Origin of the sequence: Sphaerotilus microaerophilus, from assembly GCF_023734135.1 — a bacterium.
Classification (GTDB): Bacteria; Pseudomonadota; Gammaproteobacteria; order Burkholderiales; family Burkholderiaceae_C; genus Sphaerotilus; species Sphaerotilus microaerophilus.
Genome location: NZ_AP025730.1, coordinates 4,548,882 through 4,561,939, shown reverse-complemented (window position 1 = coordinate 4,561,939; position 13,058 = coordinate 4,548,882). Strand labels below are relative to the sequence as shown.

General features: G+C 71.3%; 9 protein-coding genes. 4 read left to right on the top strand and 5 right to left on the bottom strand.

Features of this window, described 5'->3' with window-relative positions; all coding sequences use genetic code 11:
• Positions 1–93 precede the first annotated feature (93 nt).
• The gene (locus tag NGK70_RS19440; protein WP_251970132.1) at positions 94–1,746 is read right to left on the bottom strand and encodes an aminotransferase class III-fold pyridoxal phosphate-dependent enzyme; all 1,653 of its coding nucleotides are present in this window, start codon (positions 1,744–1,746) and stop codon (positions 94–96) included.
• A 52-nt stretch (positions 1,747–1,798) separates the two neighbouring features.
• Between NGK70_RS19440 and asd the strand changes: the two genes are divergently transcribed.
• Positions 1,799–2,725, top strand: a complete 927-nt coding sequence (gene asd, locus NGK70_RS19435) for an archaetidylserine decarboxylase (RefSeq protein WP_251970131.1) — start codon at positions 1,799–1,801, stop codon at positions 2,723–2,725.
• A 212-nt stretch (positions 2,726–2,937) separates the two neighbouring features.
• Complete coding sequence (locus NGK70_RS19430; RefSeq protein WP_251970130.1) at positions 2,938–5,652, top strand: M1 family metallopeptidase; 2,715 nt, start codon at positions 2,938–2,940, stop codon at positions 5,650–5,652.
• A 21-nt stretch (positions 5,653–5,673) separates the two neighbouring features.
• Here the strand turns inward: NGK70_RS19430 and ppk2 are convergent, their stop codons facing one another.
• The 4 genes from ppk2 to NGK70_RS19410 all read right to left on the bottom strand — a co-directional run bounded on the left by ppk2 (position 5,674) and on the right by NGK70_RS19410 (position 10,214).
• On the bottom strand, positions 5,674–6,654 hold the full coding sequence (gene ppk2, locus NGK70_RS19425) for a polyphosphate kinase 2 (RefSeq protein WP_251970129.1): 981 nt from the start codon (positions 6,652–6,654) through the stop codon (positions 5,674–5,676).
• 98 nt (positions 6,655–6,752) lie between these two features.
• Positions 6,753–7,742: a CHAD domain-containing protein gene (locus NGK70_RS19420; RefSeq protein ID WP_251970128.1), complete on the bottom strand. Its 990-nt coding sequence runs from the start codon at positions 7,740–7,742 to the stop codon at positions 6,753–6,755.
• Positions 7,743–7,977: 235 nt separating this feature from the next.
• Positions 7,978–8,589, bottom strand: coding sequence for a hypothetical protein (locus NGK70_RS19415; RefSeq protein WP_251970127.1), 612 nt, complete (start codon positions 8,587–8,589; stop codon positions 7,978–7,980).
• 506 nt (positions 8,590–9,095) lie between these two features.
• On the bottom strand, positions 9,096–10,214 hold the full coding sequence (locus NGK70_RS19410) for a porin (protein WP_251970126.1): 1,119 nt from the start codon (positions 10,212–10,214) through the stop codon (positions 9,096–9,098).
• Positions 10,215–10,434: 220 nt separating this feature from the next.
• Between NGK70_RS19410 and NGK70_RS19405 the strand changes: the two genes are divergently transcribed.
• Both NGK70_RS19405 and NGK70_RS19400 read left to right on the top strand, forming a co-directional pair.
• A complete protein-coding gene (locus NGK70_RS19405; RefSeq protein ID WP_251970125.1) occupies positions 10,435–11,493 on the top strand; it encodes a transporter in 1,059 nt (352 codons plus the stop codon).
• Between the two features lie 118 nt (positions 11,494–11,611).
• Positions 11,612–13,057, top strand: a complete 1,446-nt coding sequence (locus NGK70_RS19400) for a toll/interleukin-1 receptor domain-containing protein (RefSeq protein ID WP_251970124.1) — start codon at positions 11,612–11,614, stop codon at positions 13,055–13,057.
• The last annotated feature ends 1 nt before the right edge of the window (position 13,058 follow it).

Genomic DNA, 13,058 nt, shown 5'->3' with positions numbered 1-13,058 from the left:
CGTTTCATGGGCCGCGGGTGTTGCCTGGCGTCGTGGAGAACTGAAGTGCTCGTTGGGCCTCCCCGGCTGCAGGCCCATTCTCCGGGCGGGAGATCAGAACCGATGGCTCAGCAGCTCGCGCAGCAGGCTGCGGCGGATCGAGCGGTTGGTCTGCTCCGGCGCCTGCCACCACCATCCGTCGGCCTGCATGGCCTGTGCCGCAGCGACGAAGCGCTCGCACACCGACTCGAACGCCGCATCGTCGTGGTTGAGGCTGAAGATCAGCCGGCCGCTGCCCACCCAGCTCAGCAGCAGGCCCTCGGCGCGCAGGTAGAACTGCAGCATCCAGTTGTAGCGCGAGGGCTGGGTGTACAGCACCGTCCAGATGGTCGAGAGGTTGGCCACGCGCACCGGCAGGCCCACCGCTTCGAGCCGGGCATTCAGCGCCGCGGCGCGCGCGTTCCAGCGCTCGTCCAGGCCGTCGTAGAGCTGGCGCACCGCCGGGCTGTCCAGCCGCTCCAGGAAGGCCTGCATCGCCCCCATCACGTAGGGGTGGGCGTTGAAGGTGCCGCGGGCGAAGCAGATGTCGGCGGGGCGCTCGTCGCGCCAGCGCTTCATCAGGTCGCGCCGCCCGCAGACCACGCCCACCGGCAGGCCGCCGCCGAGCGTCTTGCCGTAGGTGACCATGTCGGCCTGCACGCCAAAGTAGGCCTGCGCCCCGCCCGGTGCGAGGCGAAAGCCCACGAACACCTCGTCGAAGATCAGCACGATGCCGCGCTCGCTGCACACCGCGCGCAGGCGCTGCAGCCAGGCCGCGTAGGCGGCGCGGTCGAAGTGGGCGCGCCGGCCGCTGTCGACAAGGCTGGAGTCGCCGGGCGCCGCACTGTTGGGGTGCAGCGCCTGCAGCGGGTTGACCAGCACGCAGGCCACGTCGTTGCGCTGGCGCAGCACCTGCAGGCTGCGCTCGCTCAGGTCCTGCAGCGTGTAGGTCTCGCGCGGGGGCAGCGGGTTGCCCGGGCCGGGCTGCACGTCCTCCCACCAGCCGTGGTACGCGCCGCAGAAGCGCACCAGGTACTTGCGCCGGGTGTGGTAACGCGCCAGGCGCACCGCCTGCATCACCGCCTCGGTGCCGGACATGTGGAAACTCACCTCGTCCAGCCCCGAGATCGCCTTGAGCCGCTCGGCATTGGCCAGCACCGCCGGGTGGTAGGCGCCCAGCACCGGGCCGAGTGCGGCAGCGCGCGCCGCGCCCTCGGCGATGCAGACCTTGTAGAAGTCGTAGCCGAAGACGTTGACGCCATACGAGCCGGTCAGGTCGTGGAAGCGGTTGCCGTCCAGGTCCTCCACCTCCAGGCCGCCCGAGGCCTGCAGGAAGTTGCCCAGCTTGAGGTGCTCGCGCAGGTAGGGGCTGAACTGGAAGGGCACCCGGTAGCGGCCGGTGAACTGCAGGTCCGAGATGGATTCGCGCGCCCGTGCCGTCATCTGCGCGCTGCGCGGCCAGCGCTGCTCGTACAGCGCGGCCAGGCGCTCGAAGCCGGCGCGGCGCTGCGCGGCCACCTCCGGGGGCGCGTCGTCGGCGGCGAAGAAGCGCGCCTCGTCGTAGGCGTAGCCGGGGATCAGCCGCGCGACGCGCTGCGCCATGCGCGAGTGCCCCGTCAGCGAGCGGTGCTTGGCGCGCGAGAGCGACAGGCGCCGGTGCAGGCGCGGCAAACCGGTGGCGGCCAGCACCGCCAGCGAGACAGCAGAGAGAGAAAGAGTTGTTTCCATGGGTCCAGGCAAGGTCTGACCCGTCTGTTTAGCCACCCCGATTGACATCCCGATGAAAACCCACGTTCCACCGTCATTGAGTTCCCCGGGCACTCCCCAGAGCGTTCCCCTGCGAGCGCTGCGAAGCCTGCGCGACCGCCTGCTGCTGCAGGAGGACCTCAACTTCCTGCTCACCAACCGCGTGCCGCGCATCGCGCTGACGCGCTTCATGGGCTGGTTCAGCCAGATCCGCAGCCCGGCGCTGGCGGCGCTGTCCATCCGCATCTGGCGCCTGTTCACCGACCTGGACCTGAGCGAAGCGAAGCCACGCCGCTACGCCAGCCTGCACGAGTGCTTCACCCGCGAGCTGGTCGAGGGTGCGCGCCCGGTCGATGCGCGCGAGGACGTGCTCACCAGCCCGAGCGACGGCATCGTCGGCGCCTGCGGCCCGGTGGTGGACGGCCAGCTCTTCCAGGCCAAGGGCTTTCCGTACCGCATCGAGGAGCTGTTCGGCCCCAGCCAGGACACGAGCGCCTTCCGCAACGGCAGCTTCGTCACACTGCGGCTCACCTCGGCGATGTACCACCGCTTCCACGCCCCGGCGGACGCGACGCTGCAGCACGTCACCTACCTCAGCGGCGACACCTGGAACGTCAACCCAATCGCGCTCAAGCGGGTGGAGCGGCTGTTCTGCCGCAACGAGCGCGCGGTGCTCAACCTGCGCCTGGCGCGCGGCGGCCACCCGCTGGCGCTGGTGCCGGTGGCGGCCATCCTGGTGGCCAGCCTGCGCCTGCACGCGCTGGATGTGCTGCTGCACCTGCGCTGGCGCGGCCCCAACGAGATCCCCGCCAACGTGCCGGTCACCAAGGGTGAGGAGCTCGGCTGGTTCCAGCACGGCTCCACCATCATCGTCTTCGCCCCGCCGGGCTTTGCGCTGTGCGAGGGGATCGAGGCCGGGGCGCGCGTGCGCATGGGGCAGGCGCTGATGACGATGCCCTGAGGCGGGCAGCCTCACCCGGCTCCCTCACCCTGCCTCTTCCCCGGCGCGCGCCACCGGGTTCGCCACGGGTTGCCGAGTGCGGGCCGTGCCGACATCATCTTGTGCACTTCGGGCCGTGCCGGTGGCACGGCCTGCCTTCACCGGAACCGCCGATGACCGCCCTCGCTGCTCCCCGCGCATGTCCTGTCACCGCTCGTCGACCCCGCCTGCTCATGACGGCGGGGGTCCTGGCAGCCGTCCTGGCGCTGGCAGGGCAGGCGGTGGCCGGGGCGCCGCCCGAGCGCTTCCGCTACGAGACCACGCCCAGCGTGCTCGACAAGGCGGTGCGACCGCTGCACTACCGGCTGGCGCTGGAGCTGGACCCGGCGCGTGACGACTTCCGGGGCGAGGTGACGATCACGCTGCAGCTGCGCCAGGCCCGGCCGCTGATCGAGCTGCACGCGCATGAGCTCACCGCGCTGGCGGCCTCCCTGCAGGGCCCGCGCGGCGAGCCGCGGGCGCTGGAGGTGCGCCCGGATGCCGAGCGCCAGACCTGGCGGCTCGTGCCGCGCGACGGCCGCCCGGTGCCCGCCGGCCGCCAGCGCCTGACGCTGCGCTACAGCGGCCCCGTGCACGCCCAGGGCCACGGCCTGTACCACGCGACGGTGCCCGGCAGCCAGCCCCCCCAGCGCATGCTGGCCACCAAGCTGGAGGCCGTGCATGCGCGCACGCTCTTCCCCGGCTTCGACGAGCCGCTGTTCCGCGCCGCCTTCGAGCTGAGCGTGCGCACGCCGGCGGGGCTGGAGGCGCTGTCAAACATGCCGCGCCAGCGCAGCGTCACGCTGGCCGATGGCCACCTGCAGCATCACTTTGCGGCCACGCCGGCGATGCCGAGCTACCTGGTCGCCGTCGCAGTGGGCCGCTTCGACGTGCTGGAGGGCCGCGCCGCCGGGGTGCCGCTGCGCATCCTCACCGCGCCCGGCAAGCGCGAGCTGGGCCGCTACGCGCTGCAGGTCACCGAGCAGGTGCTGCCGGCCTACAGCCGCTACTTCGGCCAGCCCTACGCGCTGCCGCGGCTGGACCAGCTGGCCGTGCCCGGCACGCGCCGCGGCGCGATGGAGGACTGGGGCCTGATCTCTTACGCCGAGAACCTGCTCCTGTTCGACCCCGCGCGCAGCAGCGCCAACACGCAGCGCTGGATCTACAACATCGTCGCGCACGAGGTCTCGCACCAGTGGTTCGGCAACCTGGTGACCGCCGCCTCCTGGAGCGAGATCTGGCTCAACGAGGCCTTTGCCACCTGGATGGCCGCCAAGGTGACCGACCGCTTCAACCCCGCCTGGCAGGTGCGGCTGAACGACCGCCTGGAGATCGACGAGTCGATGGGCACCGATGCCACCGACGCCACGCGGGCGATCCGCTCCGGCCCGGTGGGCGAGCAGCAGGTCGACGACGTGTTCGACGACATCACCTACACCAAGGGCGGCGCGGTGCTGGGCATGCTGGAGCAGTGGCTGGGGGAGGAGCGCTTCCAGCACGGGTTGGCGTCCTACATGCGCGAGCGGCGCCTGTCCAACGCCACCGCGGGCGACCTGTGGTTCCACATCGGCCGCGCGGCCGGGCGGGATGTGGCCGGCGTGGCGAGCAGCTGGACCGATCAACCCGGCTTCCCGCTCGTGCACATCGAGACCCGCTGCGAGGCCGGGCGCACCGTGGTGGACCTGCGTCAGCAGCGCTTTCGCCAGGAGGGTCGGCAGGACGATCGGCAGAACGGTGCGGCCGACGCGTCATCCGGCGGCACAGGCCCACGCTGGCAGATCCCGCTGCGGCTGGCGCGCGGTGGCGAGCTGCACCAGCACCTGCTGCGCGGCGAGCACGAGCAGCTCACGCTGAAGGGCTGCCGCCCCGAGCCGCTGATCGCCAACGCCGACGGGGTGGGCTACTACCGCGTCGCCTACGACCCGGCGCAGCGCGCCGAGCTGCTGCGCCGCCTACCCGGCCTGGCGCCGGCCGACCGGCTGGTGTTGTTCACCGACACCGCGGCGCTGGCCCAGACCGGCCGGGTGCCGATGACTGAGCTGGTGCAGGCGCTGGGCCGCGTGCCCCAGGCCGCCGAGCCCGGCCGCGCCGCCCTGTGGCGGCTCGCGGCCGACCAGTTCACCAACCTGGACCACACCCTGGCCGGCAGCCCGGCCCAGGCGGCGCTGCGCGCGGCGGCCGGCCGGCTGATCGGCGCGGAGCTGCAGCGCCTGGGCTGGGGCCCGCGTGCCGGCGAGGAGGCCGAGACCGAGGCGCTGCGGGCCGACCTGATCGGCGTGCTCGGCCGCCTGGGCGACGGCGCCACCATCACCCAGGCACGCCGCCTGCTGGCGCAGAGTGAGTCGAGCGGCCAGCCGCTGCCGGCCTCGCTGCGCAGCGCGGTCATCCGCAGCGCCGCGGCCGGGGCCGGGACCGCGGCCGGGGCAGGAGACGCCGAACTCGCCGCCCTGCGCCAGCAGCTCCTGCAGGCCACCAGCGAGGAAGACCGCTGGATCCTGCTCGGCGCGCTGACCACCGGGCGCAGCGCAGCCGAGGCCACCGCGCTGCTCGACTGGGCCCTGCAGGCCGAGCTGCCGACCAACGTGGCCGGGGCCTTCCCGCGCCGGCTGGCGATGCACTCCGGCCAGGCCGCCGCGGCCTACGCCCACGTGCTGACCCACTGGGCGGCCTGGGAGCGGCTGGCCGGCCCGCGCGAGCGGCGCTCCCTGCTGCCCGACATCGCCTACGTGGCGGCGGACGCCTCCCTGGCCGACCGCCTGCTCGCCGACCAAGTCCGCCTGCTCGGCTCCGGCGAGGCCGATGGCTCCACCCCCGCCGCCCGCGCCGCCGCACAGATCCGCCACCGCGCCGCGCTGCGCAGCCGGGAGGCGCAGGCGCTCACGGAGGCGTTCGAGCGCCTGGCGCGCTGAGCCAGCGCTCGCTGCGCCGGCTCAATACACCTCAGGCACGTACATCTCCGCCGGCACCGGCTGGCGGATGTACTCGGCGTTGCGTACGCGTTCGGGCAGCACCACCGGCGCGTGCTCCACGTCGTGGTAGTCGAACTGCTCCAGCAGGTGGTGGATGCAGTTCAGGCGGGCGCGCTTCTTGTCGACCGCCTGCACCACCCACCAGGGGGCTTCGGGGATGTGGGTGCGCTCCAGCATCGCCTCCTTGGCCTTGGTGTAGTCCTCCCAGCGGCGGCGGCTTTCCAGATCCATGGGGCTGAGCTTCCACTGCTTGAGCGGGTCGTGGATGCGGCTGAGGAAGCGCAGGTGCTGCTCGTCGTCGGTGATCGAGAACCAGTACTTGATCAGCTTGATGCCCGAGCGCACCAGCATGCGCTCGAACTCGGGCACGGAGCGGAAGAACTCCTCCACGTCCTCGTCGGAGCAGAAGTCCATCACCCGCTCGACGCCGGCGCGGTTGTACCAGCTGCGGTCGAACAGCACCATCTCGCCCGCGGCGGGCAGGTGCGGCACGTAGCGCTGGAAGTACCACTGGGTGCGCTCGCGGCTGTTGGGCGCGGGCAGGGCCACGGTGCGGCACACACGCGGGTTCAGGCGCTGGGTGATGCGCTTGATGGCGCCGCCCTTGCCGGCGGCGTCGCGGCCCTCGAAGAGGATCACCACCTTCTGGCCGGTGTGGGCCACCCAGTCCTGCAGCTCGACCAGCTCGGCCTGCAGGCGGAACAGCTCGCGGAAGTAGCGCAGCCGGGCCTCGCGCACCTCGTCGCCGCGCACGGCGTCCTCGCCGGCGAGCACGTCCTCGGCGGTGCGGTCCTCGATTTCGAGTTCGAGTTCCTCGTCGTAGCCGTCGATCAGGTCGGCGCGCAGGCGGCGCAGCAGCTCGTCGTTGGCGTCGGGCGTATCGGTGGGGGCGTTGCGGTGGTTGCGGTGGTTGCGGTTATGGCGGTTGTCGCGGTCGGTCATGGTGCGGCCAGGCGCTGCATCGGCACCGGGTGAGTGGAGGCCTTGGCAGCTTCGATGACGAACATGTCCGTTTGATGACAGGGTGGTCAGGGGCCGCGTCAGCGCCGTGCGCGCGGCGGTGCCAGCTCCGCCAGCCGCAGCAGGTCCTGCTGCACCGCCCTGCGGGCCTGCTCGATGCGCGCGGCCAGCCAGCCGAGCGCGAACCAGGCGGCGGGCTCGTCAGGCAGGCGAGCCTGGTAGCGGTCACGGGCGACGAAGAGGTCGTTCAGCTCGCCCATGCGGTCCTGCAGGGCGGCGAGCCCGGCCAGGTAGCGCGCCGTGCCACGGCGGCGCAGCAGGGGCGCGAGGAACTCGACCGCGTAGCGCTGCCGCTTGACGCGCTTGCGCAGCGCGTGCACCGCCGGTTCGTCCAGTTCGTCGAAGGCCCGCGCCTCGGCGGTGAGGCGCTGGTGCCAGCGTGCCAGCCGGCGCTCGGCGTGCCGGTGCAGCGCGGGTGAGGCCAGCGCCGGGGAGGGCCGGGCCGCCTCGCCCGCAGGCGCAGCGGCTTGACCCGGTTCGGCCTGCGTCGCGCTGGGCAGCAGCCAGCGCCAGGCCATCCACTGGCGCAGCGTGTGTTGCATCGCCTCGCTGCGCAGCAGGGCGGCCGGGTCGTTCACGCTCGTGGCGGCCAGCCAGGCCACCGGAGGGGCGCCGGCGCGGGCCAGGTCGGCGATGACGCCGCTGTCCAGCACGTCGGTATCGCGGCAGGCGCCCAGGTCGGTGAACAGGGCCTTCAGGCCGTCCAGGTCAGCCTCAACGGGCTGCGGTGCCCAGCCCGCGAAGCAGCGCAGGCCGCTGCGCAGGCGGCGGATGCCCACGCGCAGCTGGTGCACATGCTCGGCCCGCAGCGCCGGGTCACCGTCCAGCAGGCCGATCGCGTTGTGGGCGATCTGCGCCACGCATTCATCGATCACCGCGGCGAGCGCCTGCAAGGCATCGGCCGACGCGTCATAGGCCGGCGCCAGCGACTTGCGCAGTGCAGGCTGCGGCTGGCCGAGCGACCGCCGCGCGCCGCGCTCGGCCAGATCGAGGTTGAGGTCGACACTCACGATCGGGCCCTGCGCCAGCGGGCCGCCGCAGCGGGAACCGGAAGAATTCTGAGCATCATCGTTCGATCGGGTCACTGGCCGATCATGCTCTCCCGCATGCGGTGGCTGACCGCACCGCGCTGGCCAGCGGTGTCAGTGCCTGCGGCGGGGGGCTCCCGCAGACCGGGGAGACGACCTCGGCGGTGAGGCTATGCAGGCGTCTTGACCGTGACGGGACAGTTCGATGTCGCCGTCGTCAGTTCATCTTCCCGCCGGGCTGCGCCACGATCACCGGCTCGATGTGGAACAGCGTGGCCGTGTCGGGCCGCACCGTCACCTTGACCCAGTGGATCGAGGGGCTGCCAAAGGTCTGCAGCCGGGTGAAGTTGCCGAGCTGCCGGCCCGGGGCGTGCAGCGGCTTGTCGACCTTGAAGTAGTGCGTGTCGCCGTGCACGAAGAGCACCTGGCCCGCAAAGGCCTCGGTCTGCTTCGCCACCGCCGCCATGAAGGCGCGGTAGCCGCTGACCTCGGGCGCGCGGCTCTCGTCGACCTCCTCGGTTTCCGGCAGGTCGAAGCCCGGGTCGGCCTGCAGCACGATCACGACGCCCTGGGCACGGGCCTCGCGCGCCTTCTGGAAGCTTTGCTCCAGCCAGGCGATGTTGGCCGCGTCGCGCTCGCGGTGCTCGGCGTTGGCGGCCTCGCACTGCGCCGGGGTGCGCGCGCTCTTGCGGCTGCAGTCCTTGGCGTCGAGGACCAGGTTGTTGTTGCTGCCCGGCACGTTCAGGCCGACGAAGAGCACCGGGCCGCGGCTGAAGCGCAGGTTCTCGACGTAGGGCTGGCCGGCGCTGCCCTGGCGCTCCAGCGCCATCGTGCTGCGGCCCAGGCTGTCCAGGGTCGGGGCGCAGGTGGGCCAGGCGCTCCAGCGCGTCGTAGCCGCCGTTGTTCAGGCGGTGGCAGTCGGTCCACTCGTTGTCGCCGGGCAGGTAGACCACCGGCCGGTCGAGGCGGGCGAACATCTGCAGTGCCTCGGTGTAGACGTTGTCGGTGCAGCGCGAGCTGCCGTCCTTGATGTCGCCGTCGTAGATCGAGAAGGCGATGTCCGACTGGTTGAGGCTGCGCAGCAGCGCCGGCATCCTGGGCGCGTCACCGGCCTTCTGGTAGGGCATGTCGCCCCAGAGGCCGAAGGAGTAGCTCTGTGCGGAGGCCTGCGGAGCCGAGGTGGCGCAGCCTGCCAGGCCCACCACGGCGGACAGGAGCAGGCCATGCAGCAGGGCGAAGGGCTTGGAGAAAGGTGTGGTCATGTCGGAGGGGCCTGGAGGGGGCGCGCGGGCGGGAACACCGGAGTGCTCCTCGCCGCGCCCTGTCGACAGTGGATCAGAAGTTGTAGCGGATGCCCAGGCCGAAGGCGCGCGGGTCATCACCGGCCTTGGCGACCGCCGGGAAGTTGTCCGCGGCGGTGAAGGTGCCCTTGGCGTTCGTGTCGTTGGACAGGCGGCTGTAGTAGGTGTAGACCGTGATGGCCTTGTCGAAGGCGTAGTCGGCTTCCAGGGCCAAGCCCTTGACGCCGTCCTTGGCGCCGTCCGAGGACTCGCCCGAAGCGCCGATGCTGGCCTTGAAGGTGAGCGCGTCCAGGCCATAGGCACCGGTCAGCAGCAGGTTGGTGGTCTTCTTGCCGCGGCTGTTGTCCAGGCGGCTGGCCTCGATGCCGGCCGTCAGGGTCTGCCACTTGACGCCGAACGCGGCCTTGACCGCCTTCATCGAGGCGCCGTCGGCCGTGGCCGTCGGGGCGATGTAGTTGGACTGCTGCTGCGCCGCCAGGCCGGCGTTGAACAGGCCGTCGTTGTACTCGACCGACACGCCCCACATGTTCTTGGCGTACTCGGGCACGCCGGCGGCGGCGGCGGCCTTGCCTTCATCCGGGGAGAAGGCCAGCTTGCCGACGGTGTTGAAGAACTTCGGGCTGGTGTAGAGCAGCACGTTGGTCTTGCGGGTGTGCACGTTGTCGAAGTTGGCGTTGCCGATGGCCACGCGCGAGGCCTTGCCGTGCACGATCACTTCTTCCAGGTCGCCTTCGGCCCACAGCGTGTAGGCGCCGCCGCCGAGGGTCTTGAGCGGCATGTCGTGCGTACCCACGATCACCGTGCCGCCGACGTTGCTCTTCAGGCCGACGAAGCTGTTGCGGCTGGCCAGCGTCTTGCTCTGGGCGGTGTCGTCCGGAGCGACGCCGGTTTCGATCTGGAACACGCCGCTGAGCGCGTCATTGAGCTTGTGCTCGCCGCGGATGCCCAGGCGCGAGGCGAAGTTCTGCACCGCGGTGCGCGAGACCGAGCCGTTGCTGTTGTCTTCCAGCGCCAGATCCACGCGGCCGTACCAGGTGAACTCGGTGGACTGGGCCAGGGCGGAAGTGGCGAGGGTCGAGCCGGCGATGGCCAGCAGGGCCGCGGCGGCCTTCGAAGAGCGGCGAGCGATGAACGTCATGTTCTTGGCTTTCATGGAGGTTGATGCACTCGGCCGGGCATGCCTGGCCGATGCCCGGCAGGTTAGGAACGCCGGGTTGTGACTTCGTGACAGGCCTGCGGGTCAACCCGGAGTGCGGTGCGGCTGCAACGTCACGGGCTTGTCACGAAATGCACTCCCACTGCACGCCTGCCCCCGTTTCCCGCCCCGACCCCGCCCCGATCCTCGCCAAGCCCTCCTGCTGCCCGACCGACCGATGAGTGATGACGCCGCCGCCCGCGCTCCAGCCTCCCCCGCCGCTGCGAGCCTTGCCCTGCCCTACGGGTCCGACGAGTACGGCCTGATCTGCGGCTACCACTTCCTGCCCGGCGAGGCCGCCTCGGAGCTGGCCTCGGCCGAGCGGGCCCTGCCGCTGCTGCGGGACCCGGGTACCGGCTTCGTCTGGCTGCATCTGAATGTCGGTCACGCCGCGGCACAGCGCTGGCTGCGCAGCCACGCCGGCCTGACCGACAACTTCTACGAGGCGCTGCACCAGGGCTCGCGCTCCACCCGCATCGAGCGCGACGAGGACACGCTCTTTGCGGTGATGAACGACGTCACCTTCGACTTCACCTTCGACGCCAGCGACGTGGCCACCCTCTGGGTCGCCGTGCGCCCCGGCCTGGTGGTCACGGCCCGGCGGCACCCGCTGCGCTCGGTGGACCGGCTGCGCCTGGCGGTCAAGCGCGGCGAGCCGCTCGGCTCCAGCGTGGCGCTGCTCGACCACCTGCTGGGCGACCAGGCCGACGAGCTGCAGCGCATCGTGCGCCTGGCCACCGACCGCATCGACGACATCGAGGACGCCGTGCTGGCCGGCCAGCACGCCAGCCACACCGCCGAGCTGGCGCAGCTGCGCCGCCTGATGGTGCGCCTGCAGCGCCTGCTGGCGCCCGAGCCCAGCGCGCTGCAGCGCACCCTGTCCAAGCCGCCGGGCTGGGTCGCGGCCGACGACGTGGCACACCTGCACCGCGCCAGCGAGGAGTTCTCGCTCGTGCTGCGCGACATCGCCGCGCTGCAGGAGCGCATCAAGCTCATGCAGGACGAGTCCTCCTCCCGGGTGGCGGAAGAGAACAACCGCAGCCTGTTCATGCTGACGATGGTCACCGTGCTGGCGCTGCCGATCAACCTGGTCTCCGGCCTGTTCGGCATGAACGTGGGCGGCGTGCCCTGGAACGAGCACCCGCACGGCTTCTGGATCACCGCCAGCCTGATCGCCTCGCTGACCGCCCTGATCGCCACGATCGCGCTGCGCCGCATCAAGGCACCCCGCACCTGACCCGCGCTGTTTATCCGGCCCCCGGCAAAGCGCGTCCTGTGGCTATCATCGGCGCGCAAGGATGCGTCCTCCGTCGGCGTGGCGTCGGCGCAGGTGGTCCCTCGGTCCGGAGCGTGGGATGTCCGACGTCTTCATCAGTTACTCAAGCCTCGACCGCGAGGCGGCCCAGCGCTTCGCCCAGGCGCTGGAAGACAGCGGTGTGAGTGTCTGGTGGGACCGCGACATTCCCGCGGGCCGGGACTACCAGGAAGTCATCGAGGAGCAGATCTCCCTGGCGCGGTGCGTGCTCGTGCTGTGGACACGTGAATCGGTCCAGTCGCGCTGGGTGCGCACCGAGGCGTCCGATGCCCATGAGCGCGAGATCATGCTGCCCGTGCTGCTGGATCGTGTGCCGATCCCGTTTGCCTTCCGGCTCATCCAGGCCGAGGACTTCACGGCCTGGGATGGCCGCACCGATACCGAGCCCTTCCAGCGCCTGATGCTGCAGGTCAGCGAAATGGTGCGGCGCGGGCCGCGGCGCCGGGCCGATGCGGCCGCTGCCGGATCGCCCGCAGCGGCGACGCCACGCATTCAGCCGACGCGTTTTCGATCCCCGCCGCCTGGCGGCATCGCCACCATCGCGGTGCTGGCGGCGATGTGGATCGCTGCGGTGTACACGCAGACCTTCAAGGGGCCGCTGGCCGTTGCGGTCGGTGCCGCGATCGCGGTGCTGCTGCTGTTCAGCCTGGCCGAAGGCGACATCAGCCCACGCATGCGCTCGCTGGCGCAGCAGTGGCTGCTGCCGCGCCAGGGGGCGCCGCGTGTGCGCACGGCCGAGGCGTTCAACAACCTGTTCGAGGCGGTGTTCGGCTACGACCATTTCTCGGCCTTCTGCTTCGTGCGGGCAGCACTCACATCGATCGCTTCACTGGCACTGGTGCTGGTGCTGGTCCGCACGATGTATGGCGCCAGCGTCGAGTTCACCGCTGGCATCTGGATCAGCCTGGTGATCTTCGGCGGCAGCGTGAACGTGCTGGGCGACTATCTCTGCCTCTACAAGACCCGGCTGCTCCTGCGGGCCTACCGCAAGGGCGCGCCGATCTACCTGCTGGCGCCGCTGGACCTCCCGGTCACGCTCGGGATCTTCGTCGGCACGATCGGGCTGGCCCTGGTCGTGATCTACGCGCTGGCGGTCTCCAATGGCCAGATCCAGACGGGCGGCGAGGGCTTTGTGTCCCTGGTGGGCCGTGAGCTGGCGCTGCTGCTGAAGCAGCCCTACCTGGACCTGTTCGACCCCGCCTCGCCCGACCTGATGCAGCTGGGCCGTCGGCGCCTGCTCTACGCATCGGCCGCGACGACCTTCCTGACCTCCATCTGGCTGTGGGCTGCGCTGATCCTGACGCCGCCGGTGCGAACCCTCATCTGGATGGCCGGCGCAGGCGTGTCGCTGATCGGGAGCATCTTCGACGTGGCCGGTGCCCCGTTCCGGGCCCTTGGCTATCTGTGTGCGACGGGCATCCTGAGCCTGGGTGCGATCGTGTGGGGCGGCGGTCAGGTGTACGCCGCCTGGGTGCAATGGGTGTGAC

Excerpts from the sequence above, each read along its gene's own strand:
- NGK70_RS19440 (WP_251970132.1), bottom strand. The coding sequence starts at position 1,746 with ATGGAAACAACTCTTTCTCTCTCTGCTGTCTCGCTGGCGGTGCTGGCC.
- NGK70_RS19405 (WP_251970125.1), top strand. The coding sequence starts at position 10,435 with ATGAGTGATGACGCCGCCGCCCGCGCTCCAGCCTCCCCCGCCGCTGCG.
- ppk2 (WP_251970129.1), bottom strand. The coding sequence starts at position 6,654 with ATGACCGACCGCGACAACCGCCATAACCGCAACCACCGCAACCACCGC.
- NGK70_RS19415 (WP_251970127.1), bottom strand. The coding sequence starts at position 8,589 with ATGGCGCTGGAGCGCCAGGGCAGCGCCGGCCAGCCCTACGTCGAGAAC.
- asd (WP_251970131.1), top strand. The coding sequence starts at position 1,799 with ATGAAAACCCACGTTCCACCGTCATTGAGTTCCCCGGGCACTCCCCAG.
- NGK70_RS19410 (WP_251970126.1), bottom strand. The coding sequence starts at position 10,214 with ATGAAAGCCAAGAACATGACGTTCATCGCTCGCCGCTCTTCGAAGGCC.
- NGK70_RS19430 (WP_251970130.1), top strand. The coding sequence starts at position 2,938 with ATGACGGCGGGGGTCCTGGCAGCCGTCCTGGCGCTGGCAGGGCAGGCG.
- NGK70_RS19400 (WP_251970124.1), top strand. The coding sequence starts at position 11,612 with ATGTCCGACGTCTTCATCAGTTACTCAAGCCTCGACCGCGAGGCGGCC.